Here is a 20,331-nt window from a genome sequence, read left to right on the forward strand (position 1 = left end):
CGTACGAAATACCAGGTCCCCTTCGTCCATCTTCCCGGTTAAAAAACAAAATCAAAAGTAACGCTGCGGACTTATTGATTATTTTTCTATATCGTCTGGTTAACGGCTATGTGGTCATAATGCAATATTTCATACAATCTGACTCCTGAAAAAATTAAGATCAATACATAGTGAAAAGATTGATCTAAGGGATTGTAAATGAGCTGTTTGGCATCCAATTTTTTCCATCATTATTCACAATGATTGTGGAAGTCAAGGAAAAAATGCATGGGGGAAATTATGGATTTTTTTGAAAAAAAGTTGACAAGCGGATAATTGCATGTAATCTTGCATAAAAATATGGATGTAATCTATTTTCGTCGGTGGAGATAAATTCTGAATTTCATCTCGGATGATTTACGCTGACACCACTATTTTCACAAAGACGGAAAAATCCTGGCAGAGTTAAGGTTTTACGAGGCGGTATTGAAATTCGGACCGGTGTATTCAGGTGAACGATTGATTCATGTGTATGAATCCCAGGTGAGAACCATACAAAGGTATGAGGAGGCAATTGTCAATGAAGCCCATTAAAACAAAGGACAAGACTGTTTTAAGGTCTTTGGGACTTGGCGGCTATTTCGGCGGCGGTGCAGAGGGCATGGTGGACGTGTTGAAAGGAAAAATCGTTCGGGTCCGCCCCATGCGTTATGGATGGAAATATGACAAAGCAGATGTGCGCCAATGGGAGATCAAACGGGACGGCAAGTCCATAACGCCTTCCTGGAAATCCCTGCCCGGGCCCTTTTCCCTGGCCTATAAAAAACGGGTCTATTCCCCCAACAGGATCAAATATCCCATGAAACGGGTGGACTGGGACCCCAAGGGGGATCGGAATACCCAGAACCGCGGCAAGAGCAAATTTGTCCGGATCTCCTGGGATGAAGCCGCAAAGCTTGTGGCCGACGAAATCCGGCGGGTGCACAAGACTTACGGGCACAACGCCGTCCTGCTCCAGGGGGACGGGCACGGAGAATGCAAAACCATCAATACCCCCCACGGCCATGCCGGGGTGCTTCTGGATAATCTGGGGGGATTTACCCTCCAGGTGAGAAATCCTGATTCCTGGGAGGGATGGTACTGGGGGGCCAAGCATGTCTGGGGCCAGGGGGCCCAGGGCATCATGTATCCGGCCGCAAATATCGTTAAGGACACCACCGAGCATGCGGACATGGTGCTGTTCTGGGGATGTGATCCCGAAACCACCCCCTGGGGATTCACCGGCCAGTTTGCCAGCCGTCTCTGTTATTTCTGGTCCGAGGTGGGCATCAAACAGGTCTACATCTGCCCGGATCTCAACTACGGGGCCGCCGTCCATGCCGATAAATGGATTCCTGTGCTGCCCAACACGGATGCGGCCCTTCAGCTGGCCATCATCTATATGTGGATAAAGGAGGGGACCTATAACAAGGAGTATGTGGAAACCCACACCGTCGGCTTTGACAAGGTCCAGTCCTATGTCCTTGGAGAAGAGGACGGGGTGCCCAAGACGCCTGAATGGGCGTCCAAAAAATGCGGGGTTCCCGAATGGACCATCAAGGCATTGGCCCGGGAGTTTGCCGAAAGGACAACCTCCATTGCCCATTATTTCGGCGGCGGAATGATCCGGGGGGCCTTTGCCCATGAACCGGCCCGGCTGGAATGTATCCTGCTCGGTATGCAGGGCCTGGGCGGCCCCGGGGTTCACCAGCATCAGCTTACCTATTTCGGCATGCCCAGGGCCGAAGGCCTGGGGGGGACCTTTTTCTGGAATCCTGAAATTGAGGAACGGCTCTCGCTGCCGGTTTTCTCCTCGGTGACCGCTTGGCAGGAGCAGGTGATCCCCAAAACATTGATCCAGCATGCCATTAACCGTGACGGCCCCATCAAGTTCTGCGGCACAGGCGCCCAGAACGCCCTGGTCCAGGATCAGTTCAACGAGTATACCTTTCCCATTGAAGAGGAAAAGGGGGGGACGGATATCCGCATGATCTGGACCGATACCCCCTGCCGGATTACCTGCTGGAACTACGGCAACGAAACCGAACTGGCCATGCAGAATTCCCAGGTGGAAACCATCGTGGCCCAGCATCCCTGGTTTGAGAATGACTGTCTCTATGCCGACATCGTGCTGCCGGCAAACACCTTCATGGAGGTGGATGACATCCTCACCAATATCCGCCAGGGCACCCAGCAGCCCAATATTATGATCGCGGATAAGGCCATTGAACCCATCGGCGAATCCAAAAGCGATTTTGAGATTGTGGTGGAAATTGGCAAGCAGTTCGGCATGGAAGAGGAATTGACGGACAATAAAACCATTGCCGATATGCAGAAGAAAGTATGGGAGTACATGGGCGGCGAGGACCTGGTTTCCTGGGAGGAGCTATCCGAGAAACGGTACTGGGTTTATAATACGGCCGAAGACTGGGAAGAGGATCCCCCGGGATTCAGGAAATTTTACGAAGACCCGGAAAGAAATCCTCTGGGGACGCCCACGGGCAAGCTGGAATTTTATTCCGAAAGTTTGGCCAAACGATTTCCCGATGATAATGAACGCCCCCCCATCCCCAAGTGGATCGAAAAGAGCGACTACCACGATGAACGGCTGTCCAGCCACAGGGCAAAGATGTTTCCCCTTCTGGTGATGTCCAACCACGGCCGCTGGCGGGTCCATGCCCAGTGCGACGATATTACCTGGACGAGGGAAGCGCCCACATGCAAGGTTCTGGGCCCGGACGGGTATAAATACGAACCGGTATGGCTGCATCCGTCGGAAGCCGCCAAACGGGGCATCAAAAACGGGGACATCGTGAAAATTTATAATGAACGGGGCATTGTGCTGGCAGGGGCCTATGTGACCGAGCGTATCCGGCCCGGCGTCATTTCCGTGGATCACGGGGCCCGCCATGATCCCATCAAGATCGGCGAGGTGGAACGGGGCGGTGCCATCAACACCATCACCCCCAGCCCCATCACATCCAAGAATTGTGTGGGCAACGTGGTACAGGGGTATCTTGCCGAAGTTCAGCGGCTGTCCGGCAAGGAAATGGACCAGTGGCGCAGGGATTTCCCCGAGGCCTTTGACCGGGAATATGACCCTGCGGCCGGATTAAGATTTGACGCGTGGATTGAGGGAGGTGCCAAATAATGAAAGCCTTTTATCTGGATTTATCCGTCTGCAACGGCTGCTACTGCTGCCAGATTGCCTGCAAGGACGAGCATGTGGCCAATGACTGGAGCCCCTATGCCAAGCCCCAGCCCGACACCGGCCAGTTCTGGATCGGCATCACCGAGCTGGTGCGCGGCCAGGTGCCCAAGGTGAAGGTGACCTATATCCCTAAAATGTGCCACCACTGCGACGATGCCCCCTGTATTGAGCAGTGTGCATACGACGCCATTGAAAAGCGCAGCGACGGCCTGGTTCTCATCCACCCGGATAAATGCACCGGCTGCAAGCTGTGCAAGGATACCTGCCCCCATGATGCCATTTATTTCAATGAAAACCTGAACATTGCCCAGAAATGCACCGGGTGCAGCCATCTTCTGGACAACGACGATGAGTGGGAGGTCCCCAGATGCGTGGACCAGTGCCCCACCGACGCCCTGAGGTTCGGGGAGGAATCCGAGTTTTCAGACTTCATCAAGGATGCGGAGTTCCTGAACCCCGAGGCCGGGACCCAATCCAGGGTCTATTATAAAAACCTGCCCAGAAAATTTGTGGCGGGCACGGTGTACGATCCTGTGGAAAAAGAGGTGATCATCGGCGCCGCCTGTTCCCTTACCGATGATGACAGCGGGGAAACCTTCACCGCCGTCACCGATAATTTCGGGGATTTCTGGTTCCGCAAGCTCGGCGATGCCCGCAGTTTTACCCTGGACATTGAAAAGGACGGGGCAAAAAAGACCATTAAGAATATTGTAACAGATAAGGATTTAAGCCTGGGGGATATTCCCATGCAGGTTTAGATGGATAGGAATGGGAATCAGGATGTCAATTTGACATCCCCCTTTGAACAATGCCGCAGCCGGTGCCGTCCTGGCACCGGCTGCCAGGCGTTGGGGTTAATTCAGGTCCCCGGCGCACTCAATAATATACTCGGCCATCTGCCGTTTATTATCGGGCAGATCCTTTTCAGCCTCAATGGCGGCCCTGAGCTGTTCCGTGAGGGTGCCGACCTTTTCCCTATTTTTCCATTTTGCACCGAAAATACGCCCGGCCTCGACCTCGATCTGTTTTGCAGTCATTCTTTTCATGGGCTCCTCCTTATACTATTAGGGTTTTTAAAAAGGGACTGGATTTAAGGAATATAAATCTGATAATAAAAAACAAATGGCATTTTGCATGTAATGTGGTATTGTGTATGGCATATCAGGCTTATCTCCGCCATGTCAAGAGAACATTATAATATATAAATATTTAAGGAGAAACTCCAGCATGAAAATTATGGTATACAGCAAAAACACCCCCGGTGATTCCGCAGCCATGGATCTTGCGCTCAGCCATGCGAAAGCATTTGATGCCTCCATTGAACTTGTCTCCGCCATTTCAGACCAGTCAAACACACCTGAAGAAGTGATTGAAGATGTCTCAAAACGGCTGAAGACACAGGCGGCCGAAACCGCTGAAAACCACAATGTTAAATGCGAATCCCAACTGGTTCTCACCTCACTTCCCATTGGAGAAGCCCTGGTGCAATATGCGGAAAAAAACAAAATAGATGAAATCATCATGCCCTTTAGAAAACGCTCCAAACTGGGCAAGCTCTTTTTCGGATCAGATACCCAGTATATCATCCTGGAAGCACCCTGCCGGGTAATAACCCTTAAAGACAGCTGATGTCACAGGAGCGTAACCGGCCAGACGGGGTGTTCAAACGTCTGTTTTATCCCCAGAGCATTGCCGTTATCGGGGCAAGCAACAATGAATTAAAACCAGGGGGACGGGTATTTAAAAACATCCTGGAAGGGGGCTACGGTGGCCAGCTGTGGCCGGTGAATCCCAAATCGTCCAGGATCATGGGCCTGTCGGCCTTCCCGGACATTGACTCCCTGCCCGAAGCCCCGGACCTGGCCCTTGTCGCCATTCCCGCACCGGCCGTTCCCGGGGCGGTGAACCATCTTGCCCTAAAGGGGAACAGGGCCGCCATTATCCTGACCGCAGGGTTCGGCGAGACCGGTGAAGCCGGGAAAAAAATGGAAGATCAGATTCTCCATACGGCCGAGGCCCATGGCATGGCCGTGGTCGGGCCCAATTGTTCGGGGTTTCTCACACCGGCCTATTCGGGAAAGTTTGCCGGCATCATCCCCCCGCTACAGCCGGGATGCGTGGATGTGGTTTCAGGGTCCGGCGCCACCGTGGATTATCTCATGGAGCAGGCCGGTGCCAGGGGAATCCGGTTCAGCCATGTGGTCAACCTGGGAAATTCCATCCAACTGGGTGTGGAGGACATGCTCGGCCTTCTGGATGGAAACCACGGCCCCCGGAGCGCCAAAATCATTCTGCTCTACCTGGAAGCGGTGGGCAAGCCCGGAAAACTGCTGGCCCATGCCCGCAGCCTGATCCGGAAGGGGTGCACCCTCATAGGCATCAAATCCGGCGCCTCCGGTGCCGGCGCCCGGGCCGCAGCCAGCCACACCGGGGCCATGGCCACCGCAGACCATACGGTCCAGGCCCTCCTGGACAAGGCCGGAATCATCCGGGTGAAGAGCAAGGCGGAACTCATCGAAACCACCTGCGCCCTCATGGCCATGTCCGGACTGCCGCAGGGGAACCGGGCCTGCATTGTCACCGACGCCGGGGGGCCGGGGGTGATGCTGGCCGATGCCCTTGAACGGGAGGGCATCTCCCTTCCCAGGCTTTCCGGCAATACCCTTGACGCCCTCGGGCAGGTGCTGCCCCCCCAGGCCGCCCTTGAGAACCCCATTGACTGCCTCCCCTCCAGGACCGGGGGGCAGCTTCAGGCCGTATTTGAGGTGCTGGGGAAAAAAGAGGCCGGACACCTGGATATGATTTTTTTTATTTCCGGCAACTCCGGTTTATCGGACAACGGTGAAATCTACGATGCCGTGGCCGCGGCACAAAAGAGCTGTCCCATTCCCATTCTGCCGGTGCTCTCCTCCATCACCACCTGTGAAGATTTATTAAAGGAATGGGCCCGTCAGGGCCGGGTTTACTTCCTCGATGAGGTGGCGGCCGGAGCGGCCGCGGGCCGTTTGGTCCACCGTCCCCGCCCGGATTGGGGGAGGGCGGAGCTTCCCGACTATGACCGGGAGGCCCTGGAAAACCTGCTTTCCGACCAGACCGGCGCCCTCTCTTCCACCGCGGCAAAAGCCGTGCTCCATGCCGCCGGGTTTACCCTCCCCCGACAGCAGGTTGCCTCCGGGCCGGGCCAGCTTGAGGCTGCCTGCCGGGCCATCGGGTTTCCCCTGGCCATGAAAGTGGAGGGGCTTTTGCACAAAACCGATCTGGGCGGCGTCCGGGTGAACATCACCACCATGGACCAGGCCCTTGGGGCCTGGCATGAACTCATGGTCCTTCCCGGGGCCCGGGGGGTGATGGTCCAGGAGATGGTCAGGGGCCTGGAAGTCATCATCGGCGCGGTCAGGGATGGGGAATTCGGTTCGCTCATCATGTTCGGGCTGGGGGGGATCCATGCCGAAGTGCTCAAGGATGTCCGCTTTTCCCTGTCAACACCGGAATTTCCCCTCTCCCCCGGGGAGGCCGAAAAGATGATCCGGGGCATCCGGTCCTATCCCATCCTGGAAGGGGTGAGGGGACAGGCCGGGGTCTGCCCGGAGACCCTGGCCGACTGCCTGGTCCGCACGGCGAGGCTGGTGACGGATTTCCCCGGGATCAGGGAGCTTGACCTCAATCCGGTCAAGGGCGAGGGCGCCGCCCTCTATGCCGTTGATGCCCGGATTCTCATGGACTGAACCAGGGCTCCCGGTATATCCTTGAATTTATTCCTGAAAAAAAACATTGCCCAATACGCGGTAAAAGCATAGGTTATATCCCCCCGGTCTTGGGGCCGGGGGAGATATAATTGAAAAGAAACGGGTTAGGAAAGAGTTAATGTATCCAAGCAGTACACATATCAGCATCATTTTTTCACGGGGATGGATTGTCACCTTTGCCTCGGCCGCCCTGGGCCTTGCCCTGGGCATCCTCTATGTATGGAGCGTCATTAAATCGGGGATTCCCGACGCCTGGGGCTGGTCCCATGCCGACAAGGCGCTTCCCTATTCAACCATGGCCATTGTCTTCTCATTTGTCATGGTGCCGGCGGGCCGGCTCCAGGACCGGTTCGGACCCCGGCCCATCATCCTGGGCGGGGGGCTTCTGGCGGGTCTGGGCTGCATCATTGCAGGCGTCAGCAACGGGTCCCTCATGGGCTATGTGGCCGGTTTCGGTGTCATGGCCGGCATGGGGGTGGGCAGCGCCTATTCCGCGTTGACGCCGGCCACCATCAAGTGGTTTCCCCCCGAGAAAACCGGGCTCACCGCAGGCATTGTGGTGGCCGGATCGGGCATGGCCCCCCTTCCCCTGGCCCCGCTCACGGCCTGGCTCTTAAAGGCCTTTTCCGTGACAACGCCGGAGGGCGTTGTCCATGCCGGGATCGGGCCGGCCATGATCGCCCTGGGGGTGCTGCTCTGGATCGCCACCCTGGGCCTGGTCTGGTTCATCTATAATCCGCCCATGGGATTCAAGCCTCCCTCAAATCCGGGAAAACAAGGCCCGGGGCTGGGTGACCATGAGTTCACCTGGCAGCAGATGCTCGGCACCGCCCAGTTCTGGCTCATGTTTGTCATGTATTTTTCCGGCGCTTCCGCCGGCCTGGTATTCATCGGCACGGCCGCCCAGCTGGGCCGGGAGGTGCTGGGGGAGATGGCCTTTTTTGCCGTGGTGGTCATTGCCGCCGGCAATACCCTGGGGCGGATCCTGGCCGGGGTTGTCTCGGACAGGGTGGGCAGGCAGCCGGCGCTCTTTGCCGAATTCACCTGCCAGGCCGCCGTTGTGGGCGCCCTTTATCTGCTGATGAAAACCGGGGGACCTTCCTGGATGGCCGTGCTGGCGGTGATGTTCATGATCGGGCTCAATTACGGGGCCAACCTCACCATTTTTCCGGCCGCCTGCAAGGACTATTTCGGCATCCGCAACTTCGGGCTCAACTATGGCTGCCTCTTTACGGCATTTGGCGCGGCCGGCCTGATCATGCCCTGGCTCAACGGCCTGATCCGGGATCTCACCGGGAAAACCGACCTTTCCTATTTTCTGATCATGGGACTATTGGTCCTTTCCGCAGCCCTGGCATTGATCAGCCGGAATCTGGGGGCACCCTCCCTGAAAAACAGCCCCATGAAAAAAAAGGAAAACCCCCAAAACGCCCGTTCATTCGCACTTGACTCAGGAGACTGAACCCTATGGCCATTATTACTATTTCAAGGGGAACATTCGGCGGCGGAAAAGCCGTTGCCCAGGCCGTTGCAGAACGGCTGGACTATAATTGCATCAGCCGCGAGATCATCGTAGGGGAAGCCGCCCGGGCCTTTGACATGCCGGAGAAAGCCCTGAACGATTCCATTTTAAAGGCCCCCGGCCCCCTGGGACTGAAAACCAATAGGATCATCAGCAATGTCAGGTTTCTGAGGGCCGCCCTCATTGAAAAAGGCCGGGACAATAAAATGGTCTACCACGGCTACGGCGGCCACCTCCTGCTCAAGGGGATGCCCAACCTGCTCACCGTCAAGGTGGTGGCCGGCATGGACTACAGGATCAGCCATGCCATGGAAAATGAAGGGTTCACAAAGGAGGAGGCCCTTGCCCACATCATTGAGATGGATAAAAACAGGGACCACTGGGCCCGGGCGGTCTGGGGGGTGGAACAGGCGGACAACACCTGTTTCGACCTCATGGTCAATCTGGACCAGATCAGTGTGGAAGGGGCCGCGGATGTGATTGTCCGGGCCGCCCGGGAACCGGCCTTCCAGGAAACCGAGGCCCACCGGCAGAAGCTGGAAGACGAACTCATCGTCTCCAGAATCTGGGCCCGGATCATTAAAAACAAACCCACCCGCTTTGTCCAGATCCATCTCTACGCCAACAAGGGCCAAGTCACCATCACCGGCGACCTGGGCTCCAATAAATTAAAGGAGGCGGTGGTGAATATCGCCAGGGAGACCCAAGGGGTGCAAAAAGTGGAGAACCAGCTCAATATCGGATCCAGCTGGCTCTGGTAGGATATCCCGAAGTTGCCGCCGAAGATCCGGCAGGTCCATTGTTGAGATCAAATTTTTGATCCGCACCGGTCAGGAAATCATGTCCTGAAAATTGCCCCCGAGAATCCGCTCCCGGATGCTCCGGTTCGGAAACATCACGGCCAGCCGGCCTTTAATAAAACCGTTGTCAAACAAACCGTCCGGGTCTTTTGTTCCGAAAGGCCCGTCAGAACCGAAAATACAGCGCTCCGCCCCCAGCGCGTCCACTGCGCTGCGGGTAATTGCTTCATCCACATAGGCATCGGCGGAAAGGTCCACATAGATATTTTGGCGATGCCGGATGGTTTCCCATCCATCCTTGAAACCGGGAAAGGCGGCATGGGCCAGGATAAGCTTGAGTTCAGGCAGTTCATTCGCCAGGGGCATGAAATCCCCGTGCGTTCCGAACCCCGGATGGATCAGCAGGGGCATGCCCTTTGCCGCCGCTTTTTCCGCCACGGGCAGCAGGGCCTCGGGTGCATAGCGGTGCCAGAAGGGATGGGCCTTGATGCCGATGAACCCCGGGCAGCCTGCCCATCGGTCCATTTCATCCAGGGGATCATGGTTCCCCTGGGGGTTAACGAAGATCCATCCCAGGAATCTGTCCGGATATTCGGCCAGGGCTGCGGCCACCGGCGCATTGTCCGGGGCCGGATATATTTTCAACGGGCCTGAGGGCAGGCGGATATCCCCCTCGGGGGTGAACCGGGTCAGCAGACGTTCGGCAATTCCCCGGAGTGGGCGGTGAATCAGCAGAAACCGCAGCAGCCTCAGTTGAAATTCGTCGGGATGGGGAAAAGGATCGCACATGTTGGGGATGAGTGCGGTTTTGTCGATCCCGTGCCGGTCCATTTTTGCCAGGAGATTTTCAAGGGGCTGGATTCTCGGGTCGAGGTGGTAGTGGGCGTCTATGATCATGGTCAATTTCCCGGTCCTTTTTGATTGTCTTATTTTTCAGGAATTTAAATTATCGTTCGCTGGGAATTATAAATGACGATTAAGGCATTTTCAATGTTGAGTTTTCTCGAACAGGTTGTTAAATTGAGTTGATGGCTGTTGGTTGCTCCAGTAGCAACCTGGCAGCCATTTTTTTTATTTGTAGGGCGTAAGTTAAGGAATCAGTACAAAAAATTTACCTAAAACGAGAGTAGAAATGACATTACGAATCAATGGAGAATCTATTTCTGTTCCATCAATCAGAAAGCTGAAAGAGCTGAGCGGTGAGAATGTGAAATTGTGTATGCAATGTGCAACATGTACGGGGATGTGTCCAATGGCTGAAGAAATGGACCTTTCGCCCAGGCAGGTTATGCACCTCATACAATTCGGTCTTGAGAATAAGCTCGCCGATATCAATAGCTATTGGAAATGCGCGTCGTGCCATGCCTGCACGGCAAAGTGCCCCAGGGGTATTGATATTGCGGAAGTTATGGAGGCCCTCAGGCAGAAGGTTCTCAGAAAAAGTAAAAACAGGATCAATCTTTCAGAAATACCCAAAGAAGATATACGAAAGATGCCCCAGATGGCCTTTGTTGCCGGGTTTAGAAAGTTTACGAGTTAAGGAGCACAATGAAGATTAGCTATTATCCCGGGTGCACACTGAAGACAAAGGCCAAAAACCTTGATATGGCCGCCGTTGCTTCACTTGAGAAACTCGGTGTTGAAGTAGAAGAAATTGATAGATGGAATTGTTGCGGAGCCGTATATTCGCTCACCGACGATGACTTAATCCATATGGTCGGCCCCGTGCGCAACCTGATACGGGCAAAAGAGCAGGGGGCTAAAAAACTAGTTACACTCTGTTCCATGTGTTACAACACGCTGGCCCGGGCCAACGCGCTCATGAGAACCAATGAAGTCAAGCGTGACACCATTAACCGCTTTATGGATGAGGAAATTGACTACTTTGGCGAAGTCGAAGTGGTTCATTACCTCACCTTATTAAAAGATGAAATCGGCTGGGATGCCGTCAAAGAGAAGGTGGTGACGCCCCTGGAAGGGCTAAGGGTTGCCCCCTATTACGGCTGCACCCTGCAGCGGCCCGCATCCGTCGGCATCGAACCCCATGGCAGTTATGAACTCATGACAGGCATGCTCGAGGCCATCGGCGCTGAAGCAAAACAATTTACCGCAGCGGATAAGTGCTGCGGTTCCTACCAGGTTCTCACGGCCCAAGGCGGCGCCGACAGGACATCGGGCGTCATCATGGACAGTGCAAAAGAGGCCGGCGCGGAAGCCATTGCAACCAGTTGCCCCCTTTGTGAGTATAACCTGCGCAAACAGGATGGATTACCTGCCTATTATTTTAGTCAGCTGCTGGCAGTGGCACTTGGTGTGGAAAAAGACCTTTGCCATTTTGAATTAAGTGCACCGGCAGCCTTGGAATTGCTTGAAATTAAAAAGTACCTGGCCGCTTAGTGGTGGTGAAACGGAGATATGATTATGTGTGAACTAGATACAAAAGCGCCAAAAATCGCCACAGGGGACAGGGCTATTTTACCCGAGGGCGCCAGGACCATCCCCATATTTGTCATGGGGAAACAATATGATGTTCCTGAAACCCTGACAATAATGAAGGCCATGGAATTTGCCGGGTTCAAATTCCTGCGCGGCTCAGGCTGCCGGGGGGGGATTTGCGGTGCCTGCCCAACGGTTTACCGCAAAGCCGGCGATTACAAGCTCTACTACGGATTGGCCTGCCAGACCGTGGTTGAACCGGATATGTATTTGGCGCAAATCCCTTTCTTTCCCGCCAATCGGGCGGCCTTTGATCTTGAGGCGCTGGAAGGAAGTGTAGACACCATCCATGCATTATACCCGGAACTTTTCAGATGTGTTGCCTGTAACCAGTGTACAAAAGCATGCCCCATGGATGTGGACGTACTGGGCTACATCTCTGCAATAAAACAGGGGCAGATTGAAAAGGCCGCACGCCTTTCCTTTGACTGTATTCAGTGCGGCCTGTGCGCCAGCAGATGTATGGGGGAAATTCCCCAATACCATGTGGCCCAATTGGCCCGCAGGATTTTTGCGCGGTACATACAGCCCCAGGCAGAACACCTTGCCAAACGTGTACAAGACATTGAAGCAGGAAAGTATGACCCCATGCTGGATAAGCTTAATGGAATGGATAGGGAAGCCCTGGAAAAACTCTATGTAGAACGGGAAAGAGAGCCGGAGTTCGCCCCGGCCGGTGAGTGGCTTCCGAAAGATACATCAAACCTGTAAGTTTAAGAAAACCAGTTGAGGAGAATACCATGGCTTATACACCAGAAATGAAGGAATTAATAAAAAGGGTTGAGGCAACCCGGCCCGCCCGCCTTGAAAAAGCCCGGAGGGAAGAGCACTATCCCGCCCTTACAATGGCTCAAAGAGAAGAGGTTTTAAGCAAATTTCATCCCGATTACCAGGAGGATGGAAAACGCACCGTGGCTGTGGGTCCCAATAAGGGGGACACATACCAGGAGGGCGTTGCAGCCCTTCTTGAATCAAAATCCGTTGTCCGCCCGGACAAAGTGGATTTAACAAAAGTCGACCATGAAACCGATGTCCTGGTTATCGGCGGCGGTGGCGCCGGCACCTCTGCGGCGCTCATGGCCGCTGAAGGCGGCTGCAAGGTCATTATTGCCACCAAGCTCCGCCACGGGGATTCCAACACGGTGATGGCGGAAGGCGGCATCCAGGGCGCCACCCATGAAGGGGACTCCCCCTATTACCATTATCTGGATACCATTGGTGGCGGCCATTTTACCAACCAGCGTGATTTGGTGGCGGCGCTGGCAAATGATGCCCCCCTTTCGATTGCCTGGCTGGAAAAGCTTGGCATGATGTTTAACAAGTATGAAGACGGCCGCACCGTTGTCCGTCACTGCGGCGGCTCTTCAAGAAAGAGACTGCAGTCATCAGGGGATATGACCGGTGCGGAGATCATGCGGGTGGTCCGTGATGAGGTCCGCAACAGATCCGATCTCATTACCACCCTGGAGTTCAGCCCGGCCGTTGAGCTGCTGCTGGACGATGACGGGAAATGCGCCGGCGCCATTTTGATGAACATGGAAACCAAGGAGTTCTCCATTGTCAGGGCAAAGGCGGTGGTCATTGCAACCGGCGGTTTCGGCCGCCTGCACATTAAAGGGTTTGCCACCACCAACCACTATGGCGCCACCATGGACGGGGTGGTCATGGCATACAGGGCAGGGGTTGGCAACAAATCCCTTCACTCGACCCAATACCATCCCACAGGAACCGCCTACCCCGAGCAGAATGTGGGGCTCCTCATCACTGAGAAGGTTCGCGGGCTGGGCGCCCATGTATTAAACATTGACGGTGAACAGTTCTGTTTTCCCCTGGAGCCCCGTGATGTGGAATCTGCCGAGCTCATCTGCGAAGCCATGGAAAAGGGAAAAGGGATCATGACGCCCACAGGCCGTGTGGGGCTGTGGCTTGACTCGCCCATGATTGATGAACTCCACGGGCCGGGAACGGTGAAAAAAGAACTGCCCGCCAAGTTCATCCAGTTTGAGCGCCACGGCATCGATATCTCCAAAGAGCCGATGCTGGTATACCCGACCCTGCATTATCAAAACGGCGGCATCAATGTAAACGGCAACTCCGAAACTGTCGTGCCCGGATTGTATGCAGCCGGCGAGGCCATTGGCGGCGTCCACGGCGAGAACCGCCTCATGGGCAATTCACTGCAGGACATTATCACCTTTGGCCGCAGGGCTGGGGTTAATGCGTCCAAATATGTAAATGCAGGCGTTGAGTTAAAGAATCTGTCACTTGATCATGTGGTCAATTTTGAAAAAGAGCTGGAAGAAGCCGGTGTAACCGATCCTAAGGTTGCACCCATTGTGCTTCCCGACTACTCCACCGATGAAGTTGCCGAAAACCGCTGGCCGGATGCCCTTACCGACGGCGTTCCCGGCGTGTAATTTTACACCAAGGCGTTAACAGCGATACGGGGAGGTATTGTGGGTGTCCATGATACCTCCTCTTTTTCATCCCTGGCATTTTATAGAACGTTCCCGATCACCGAGTGCAAAAGGCTTCCACAAAACTTTGTATGAGCCTCTTACCTCCGCAAACCACAGAAAAAGAAAAAGCCACGGCCTTTTGCATCCGGTGTATTGGGTGGTTCTATCATTTCTTCCAAAGAGTTATCTCTGCATTATCTGTACTGGCTTTAATTATTTCCTCGTAATTTATATCAGGAAAGCGTGTCTTAAACACATCCCAAAGTTGGTCAAAGCCTTTAGCCTCACTTGGAATTGAGCATCCTATTTCGCCACCAAGAAATAAATACCACTCGTCCGGTTGTAAAGGTCCTTCGTCAGTTGTAACAAGTCGAATTTCAGTTATCTGGTTCCACCTGATTGATTCTCTTTTACGTTTTGGATGTTCGCAGGCTAAGCCATCTTCTGAAATGATTACAGTGTATGGGCCACCTGGAGTTGTTTCCCATACTTCTTTCTTCCGACCTTTGAGATTCAAAAATACTATTGTCGCGATTACTAAGAATAAAAAAATAAGAATTATTGACTTCACAGTTTATGCCTTATGATAGAACAAGTAGTTGACCGGTTCCGTCTATCTGCGTGATATGCGAAGCAGGATATCTCCACATTTGCAATAATATCCGATCAGTCCATACAATTTATAGCCGGATAACATGATGATTTTATTGATATTGACCTCAGATATCACACGGAGATACCACTTAATGGTACGAGATCACCATATCCCCTGCCAGGTTCGGATATAAACCTCCGTTGCAGATTCCCGGCTTAAACAGGTTCCAGAATTTTTACGGAAACGCCCGCCACCATATCCTTGGTCTTTTTCTGGTACTCCACCATATGGGGGGCGGCCAGGTGGGCTTTAAGGGCTTCGGGGCTTTCCCATTTTTCGATGATGGTGACGATTGTGCTGTCGGTTTCCTGGATGGGAAGTCCGGTGGGCAGGTCCTTTGCCGGCTCGTATCCCAGACACCCTTTTTCCTTGAGCACGTGGGGGACATTGGCTTTGAAAATATCGATGAATGCGTCGAGGAACTCTTCTTTGACTTTTATGGAAGCAAGGACATGGATCATGAGAATCTCCTGTATTGTGAAACAGATGGGCCTACGGTATCAGGTCTGCATGAATTTGAAAACGGAAATTTGACCGGCTCAAAAGAATAGGGGATGAATTGACTTTCAAAAACAGATCGGATATGACCAGACACGGCTTGTGGTGACAGGTATTGGAAATTTCGATATCGGTTGAAAAGGAAAGATGGTGTGACTCCATCACGGACCCGCCGCTGTGACCGGGGACGATAGCCGCAATCATGCCACTGTTTTAACCGACGGGAAGGCGCGGTTCATCGGATGATCCGGAAGTCAGAAGACCTGCCTCAAAGCGTGGTGCCGTGGATCCCGAGGAGACGGATCCGGGCCCGAAAGGATGGAATACGGCACCCCGGGCATTTTTGTTGATAATGTGCGGGGATTTTTTTAGGGCCGTGTCTTTTTTTCCACCACATCGTTCCGGGTCTTTTCTTCCTGCCTGCCGCCGTTTAACCGTTTTTTAAGTTATTCTTTCCGGTGCAATGGATGCGCATTGATATTCGGCACGGAGCTTTTAACACTTGGGGGTTAAACCATGGAAAATATAGATTTAAAGCAGAAACTGCCGGGGCGTCTTGATGAATTTCGCATGCTCCACAGGCAGACCCTTGAGCAGGGTGACAGATTCTGGGCCGGCCAGGCCAAATACCTGAAATGGCAGAAAGAATTTGTCTCTGTGGTCCAGGAGGATTTCTCCAGGGGCGAGGTGTCCTGGTTTGGGGAGGGGCGGCTGAACGCTGCTGAAAATGCCCTCCATCGAATCATTGAAAAGGGAATGGGCCAGAAGACGGCCCTTAAATTTTACCCTGGGCCCGGGGAGGCCCCCAGGACATACTCCTTTCACCAGTTAAATGAGGAGGTGCTCAAGCTGGCGGCAGCCCTTCACCAGGGGGGGCTTAAACAGGGGGACTGCATTGCACTGAATCTTCCCAACGGCCCTGAATTTATTATATGCGCCCTTGCTGCGGCCTATCTTGGGGTGACCTACCTCCCCATCGGCGGCCATCTGCCCGCCGCCCTGGTGGCCGATGATGTCAGGGAGTCCCGTGCCAAACTGCTCGTCATCGCCGCCCATGGTGCTGGTGAAGAACATGCCCAAACCGTCCACTCCCTGCTTGCCCCCCTGGACATTATCACCGTTGGGGGAAAAATCAAGGAGCTGCCGACCCTGCCGGAATACACCGCCCTGGCCGAGTCCGGCCGTGTTGAGCCGGCCTATCCCCGCGCTGACCATCCCCTCTTTGCCATATATGAAAACCGCCTGGCCGGCCAGCCTGTGGGGGCCGTGTTTGCCACGGGCGGTTTCCTGGTCCAGGCCCGCACTTCCTTTGATCTGGTTTTTAACAGGGCATTGGACCGGGATGAGCCAGAAATAATTGTCAACACCCTGGACCCGTCTAAAAGTGCCTGCCAGGCCTATGGGCTGTGGGGCCCGCTGACCAACGGCATCGGCATTGCCATCACCGGCGGTGATGAGGGGATTGATACCATTGAAACGCTGCTGGAAGGGGAGGGGAACCCGGCAATGATCTGCCGGCCCGGCCTGATTTCGGATCTCCGGCATCAATTGGGGCAAAACCGCCTGGACACCGGCAATCGGTTCTCGGTCATTGCCTGCTGCGGGGGGGCGCTGTCCCCAAGGCTGGCGGATTTTGCCGCCGGGGTATTGGTCCGTGGCCCTGAACATTTAGTGAATATGTGGGTGCAGAATAAAAGCGGCACCTCACTGATTCATACCTATCCCTCGCCTGAGCTGAACCGGCCCGGCTCCCTGGGATTCGGCGCCCTGGGCGTGGAGCCTCTGATCATAAATGATTTTGGTCAGGTCTGCAAAACCAATGTCAGCGGCAATCTGGTCTTTTCAAAATCCTGGCCCGCCATGGGACGGCCCACCCGGGGGGCGGAAGCGCATTTTAAAAAAACATATTTTTCCAGGTTTGGCGGCCTTTTCGAGACCTACGACGGCCTGCGCTGCGATCAGGACGGGTTTCACTGGTTCATGGGGCGGCTGGACGACGTGATCAAGGTCAGGGGGCAGAATCTGGGCACCTCCCAGATCGAATCCGTGATCGTTTCCCACCCCTCCATTGACGAGGCCGTTATTGTCAGCACCCAGGGGGACTCCGCGGAGAAACTGACGGCCTTTGTGGTCACCAGGGGGGAGATGGGGGATGAAGTCCTTTTTATTGAGGAACTCAAGGCCTATATCGCTGAACAGATCGGCCGGTTTGCCCTGCCTGAAAAGATTGTCATCACCGGCGAACTGCCCAGGACCGCCACGGGGAAACTGGTCAGGCGGCTGCTCAAGCGCATCGTCGCAGGCGATGCCGGTGACAATGAGGACACCGGCCACCTGGCCAATGCCGAATCCGTTAAAGCCTTGATTAAAAAATATAAGGAGTAAGCGTGGAACTTCGTAACAGAGTCCTTGAAGCCGTGGCTGAAATAGGCAAAACCAGTGTTTCCATGTCCGCTTTTGAACGGCAGCTGGCCGTTTCAAGCGAGGCATGGTTTTCCGAACTCACCGAACGCCTTAAACAGGAGCCCATGGCCGGTGACCCGGGGGTGCTGAAAAGCGAGTTGGCGTCGGTGATTGACGTGCTGCTCAAATCCACGGCCTCCCCCCGGATCAATACCATTCTGGGCGGTGCCCTCTCCCTGATGCTGGAAATGGACAGGGCCGGCCATTCCACAGCCCCTGTCATGCGCCGCCTTCTCGGGGGGGATCTTGCCGAGGAGGCCCGGGACGGGGAGCTGCGGTTTCTGCTCATCAACCCGGGAACGGGATCGACACGGATTGCCATCTACCAGGGGCTGGAAGAGATCCATAAATCGGAAATCCATCTTACCCCGGATGAGGAGGACAGCATAGAGTGCCGGGTGCGTGCCGTTGCCGGCCATCTGGAAGCCATGGGGACCAGCCTGGCCTCCCTTGACGGCATTGCCTGCCAGGGCGGTTTTTTGCAATTGATTCCCAGCGGCACCTACCAGGTGGTCCCGGAGATGGTCAGGGACCTGGCGGAATGCCCCCTGCGCCCCCATGCCAGCAACATGGGCATTGCCATGGGCCTGAAGCTGGCCGAGCTGGGCGGGGGCCAGAACGATATGCTGCTGACCACAACCGATCCCTTTGTCTGTGATGAACTGGATGTGGTGGACCGGATCACCGGGTTTGTGAAAATCAAGCGCAATGGGTCCGGCGGCCATTACCTGAGCCACAAGGCGGCCTGGCGGCTGGTGGCCTCTTTGATGAACCAGGAGCCTGAACAATTGGATGCCGTGACCGCCCACGTGGGCGGCGGCACCTCCCTGGCCGCCCACAGAAGGGGCAGGGTGACCATGCTCATCGATGCCTATTCCGGCCTGCCCTCCACCAGCCGGAGCGGGGCCATTGACATTGACCGGGTGATCAAGTCCATCAAGGCCAATGAGTTTTCCGTCAAAGACCTGGAGCAGGTCATGACCGAGCGGGGGGGGCTGCTCTCCCTGGTGGGGACAAATGATTTTTACGCCATGATCGGGTTCTTAAAGCAGGGGGCCACCCCCACCCAGCGCAAGAAAATCGGCATGGTCCAGGATTTTTTCGCCAGGAATATCGCCAGCGGCATGCTCCGCCTCACCGCAGACGGGGCCGATGTCAGGGTGATGGCGGTCACCGGCGGCCTTGCCCGGTCCCGGGACATGATGCGGCGGATCCGGCGGAACATCAGGGGACGTTACCCCGTGGTGGTCATGCCGGGGTATTTCGAAGATCAGGCATTGGCTGCCGGGCAGATCCGAGGCTTTTACGAACAGGAGAACCTGAAGGACTATGAAACGGAGCGGGACGCCCTGGCCAAAAAGCGGCGGGCGGAAGACGAGCTCATCGACACAGATATTTTCAAGCGGGAGATCCGGTTCAAAAAGAAAGGGGCGCCCCTGACCTCAATGGATGATGTCATTGACGCGGCCTATCTCACGGTGAAGGAGAATTACGCCCCCACCATCGCCATTGTCGGGGCCAACAACGAAGATGTGATCCTGGCGGCCAAAAGGGCCAATGAGGAGGGGCAGTTCCGCATTGCAAAATTTGTCCTTCTTGGTGATTTTACGGAGATCAACCAGATTGCCTATGAGACCGACCTGGTCATTGACAATGACAATTACACCATCGTGGATACCGAGAATCCCATTGACGAGGCCATTGACCTGCTGGGCCGGGGCAAAATCGATATTCTCATGAAAGGCCTGATCCACACCGAGGATATCCTCCGGGGGGTCATCAAGCATCTTAAAACCAGCGGGCAGCTCAAAAAAGGCCAGGTCATGAGCCATACCGCCATTGTGGATATTCCCACCAGAAGCAAACTTTTGGCCTTTTCCGACGGCGCCCTGAACACCTATCCCGATGAACAAAAGCGGGTGGCCATCCTTGAAAACGCCCTGAAAGTGGTGCACAACCTCAATATCAAGGTTCCCAAAGTGGCGGTGGTCTCTGCCGTGGAAAATGTGAACCGAAGCGTGGAAAGCTCCATTGAGGCCGAGCGTATCGCGGAGCGGTTTGCCGGCCGGGATGATTGCGTTGTTGAAGGGCCTTTGTCCATTGATGTGGCCATGGACCCCGGCAGTGCCGAAGAAAAGCATTACAACGGCCTGATAAAGGGGAATGCCGATGTGCTCATCCTGCCGGACATCGATGCCGGCAACGTACTCTGGAAAACCCTGACCACCCAGTCCGGAGCGGCCCTGGCCGGCGTCATCCTCTGCGGGGATATGCCCCTGATCCTCACCTCAAGGGGGGATTCCGCCAGGTCCAAGCTGGCCTCATTGTCCTTGGCCGTGAAATTTTATTTTGACCTGAAGAAGAGAGCGGCATCCTGACCGGTGCTTCCCCTTGACTCCGGATTGGAGAAATGACGGCAGAGATATAATCCTGTCATCCTTCAAATTACCAATTCAGGGGGGC

At 54.8% G+C, this 20,331-nt stretch carries 16 protein-coding genes and 1 riboswitch; of the genes, 12 read left to right on the forward strand and 4 right to left on the reverse strand.

The window, feature by feature from the left end:
• Nucleotides 1-568 precede the first annotated feature (568 nt).
• Together HUN04_22430 and HUN04_22435 are read left to right on the forward strand one after the other, a co-directional pair.
• Nucleotides 569-3,169: a molybdopterin-dependent oxidoreductase gene (locus HUN04_22430; GenBank protein WDP93375.1), complete on the forward strand. Its 2,601-nt coding sequence runs from the start codon at nucleotides 569-571 to the stop codon at nucleotides 3,167-3,169.
• Entirely contained in the window at nucleotides 3,169-3,987 is an 819-nt protein-coding gene (locus HUN04_22435) for a 4Fe-4S binding protein (GenBank protein WDP92327.1), read from the forward strand. The genes HUN04_22430 and HUN04_22435 overlap by 1 nt, the downstream gene beginning before the upstream one ends.
• A 96-nt stretch (nucleotides 3,988-4,083) precedes the next feature.
• Here HUN04_22435 and HUN04_22440 read toward each other — a convergent pair whose 3' ends face one another.
• On the reverse strand, nucleotides 4,084-4,275 hold the full coding sequence (locus tag HUN04_22440; GenBank protein ID WDP92328.1) for a hypothetical protein: 192 nt from the start codon (nucleotides 4,273-4,275) through the stop codon (nucleotides 4,084-4,086).
• A 181-nt stretch (nucleotides 4,276-4,456) separates the two neighbouring features.
• Between HUN04_22440 and HUN04_22445 the strand changes: the two genes are divergently transcribed.
• The 4 genes from HUN04_22445 to HUN04_22460 all read left to right on the forward strand — a co-directional run bounded on the left by HUN04_22445 (nucleotide 4,457) and on the right by HUN04_22460 (nucleotide 9,258).
• Complete coding sequence (locus tag HUN04_22445; GenBank protein ID WDP92329.1) at nucleotides 4,457-4,858, forward strand: universal stress protein; 402 nt, start codon at nucleotides 4,457-4,459, stop codon at nucleotides 4,856-4,858.
• Entirely contained in the window at nucleotides 4,858-6,954 is a 2,097-nt protein-coding gene (locus HUN04_22450) for an acetate--CoA ligase family protein (protein WDP92330.1), read from the forward strand. The genes HUN04_22445 and HUN04_22450 overlap by 1 nt, the downstream gene beginning before the upstream one ends.
• A 139-nt stretch (nucleotides 6,955-7,093) precedes the next feature.
• Nucleotides 7,094-8,437 (forward strand): OFA family MFS transporter, encoded by a 1,344-nt coding sequence (locus tag HUN04_22455; GenBank protein WDP92331.1) that lies wholly within the window; start codon nucleotides 7,094-7,096, stop codon nucleotides 8,435-8,437.
• Nucleotides 8,438-8,442: 5 nt separating this feature from the next.
• The gene (locus tag HUN04_22460; GenBank protein WDP92332.1) at nucleotides 8,443-9,258 is read left to right on the forward strand and encodes a cytidylate kinase family protein; all 816 of its coding nucleotides are present in this window, start codon (nucleotides 8,443-8,445) and stop codon (nucleotides 9,256-9,258) included.
• Between the two features lie 69 nt (nucleotides 9,259-9,327).
• On the opposite strand, the gene HUN04_22465 is transcribed toward HUN04_22460, so the two are convergent.
• Nucleotides 9,328-10,194, reverse strand: coding sequence for an amidohydrolase (locus HUN04_22465; GenBank protein ID WDP92333.1), 867 nt, complete (start codon nucleotides 10,192-10,194; stop codon nucleotides 9,328-9,330).
• Nucleotides 10,195-10,429: 235 nt separating this feature from the next.
• Between HUN04_22465 and HUN04_22470 the strand changes: the two genes are divergently transcribed.
• The 4 genes from HUN04_22470 to HUN04_22485 are packed head-to-tail and all read left to right on the forward strand — an operon-like array spanning nucleotide 10,430 to nucleotide 14,210.
• A complete protein-coding gene (locus HUN04_22470) occupies nucleotides 10,430-10,837 on the forward strand; it encodes a 4Fe-4S dicluster domain-containing protein (protein WDP92334.1) in 408 nt (135 codons plus the stop codon).
• Nucleotides 10,838-10,845: 8 nt separating this feature from the next.
• Nucleotides 10,846-11,694, forward strand: a complete 849-nt coding sequence (locus HUN04_22475; GenBank protein ID WDP92335.1) for a heterodisulfide reductase, subunit B — start codon at nucleotides 10,846-10,848, stop codon at nucleotides 11,692-11,694.
• A 24-nt stretch (nucleotides 11,695-11,718) separates the two neighbouring features.
• The gene (locus HUN04_22480) at nucleotides 11,719-12,504 is read left to right on the forward strand and encodes a 4Fe-4S dicluster domain-containing protein (GenBank protein WDP92336.1); all 786 of its coding nucleotides are present in this window, start codon (nucleotides 11,719-11,721) and stop codon (nucleotides 12,502-12,504) included.
• A gap of 29 nt (nucleotides 12,505-12,533) precedes the next feature.
• Nucleotides 12,534-14,210: an FAD-binding protein gene (locus tag HUN04_22485; protein ID WDP92337.1), complete on the forward strand. Its 1,677-nt coding sequence runs from the start codon at nucleotides 12,534-12,536 to the stop codon at nucleotides 14,208-14,210.
• Nucleotides 14,211-14,418: 208 nt separating this feature from the next.
• Here the strand turns inward: HUN04_22485 and HUN04_22490 are convergent, their stop codons facing one another.
• Nucleotides 14,419-14,823 (reverse strand): hypothetical protein, encoded by a 405-nt coding sequence (locus tag HUN04_22490; GenBank protein ID WDP92338.1) that lies wholly within the window; start codon nucleotides 14,821-14,823, stop codon nucleotides 14,419-14,421.
• Between the two features lie 239 nt (nucleotides 14,824-15,062).
• The gene (locus HUN04_22495) at nucleotides 15,063-15,368 is read right to left on the reverse strand and encodes an antibiotic biosynthesis monooxygenase (protein ID WDP92339.1); all 306 of its coding nucleotides are present in this window, start codon (nucleotides 15,366-15,368) and stop codon (nucleotides 15,063-15,065) included.
• Nucleotides 15,369-15,491: 123 nt separating this feature from the next.
• Nucleotides 15,492-15,691, forward strand: a riboswitch (cobalamin riboswitch).
• A 230-nt stretch (nucleotides 15,692-15,921) separates the two neighbouring features.
• On the opposite strand from HUN04_22495, the gene HUN04_22500 reads away from it, so the two are divergent.
• Both HUN04_22500 and HUN04_22505 read left to right on the forward strand, forming a co-directional pair.
• Entirely contained in the window at nucleotides 15,922-17,790 is a 1,869-nt protein-coding gene (locus HUN04_22500; GenBank protein ID WDP92340.1) for an AMP-binding protein, read from the forward strand.
• 62 nt (nucleotides 17,791-17,852) lie between these two features.
• Nucleotides 17,853-20,246: a butyrate kinase gene (locus tag HUN04_22505; GenBank protein WDP93376.1), complete on the forward strand. Its 2,394-nt coding sequence runs from the start codon at nucleotides 17,853-17,855 to the stop codon at nucleotides 20,244-20,246.
• Nucleotides 20,247-20,331 lie beyond the last annotated feature (85 nt).

Origin of the sequence: Desulfobacter sp., assembly GCA_028768525.1 — a bacterium.
Classification (GTDB): Bacteria; Desulfobacterota; Desulfobacteria; order Desulfobacterales; family Desulfobacteraceae; genus Desulfobacter.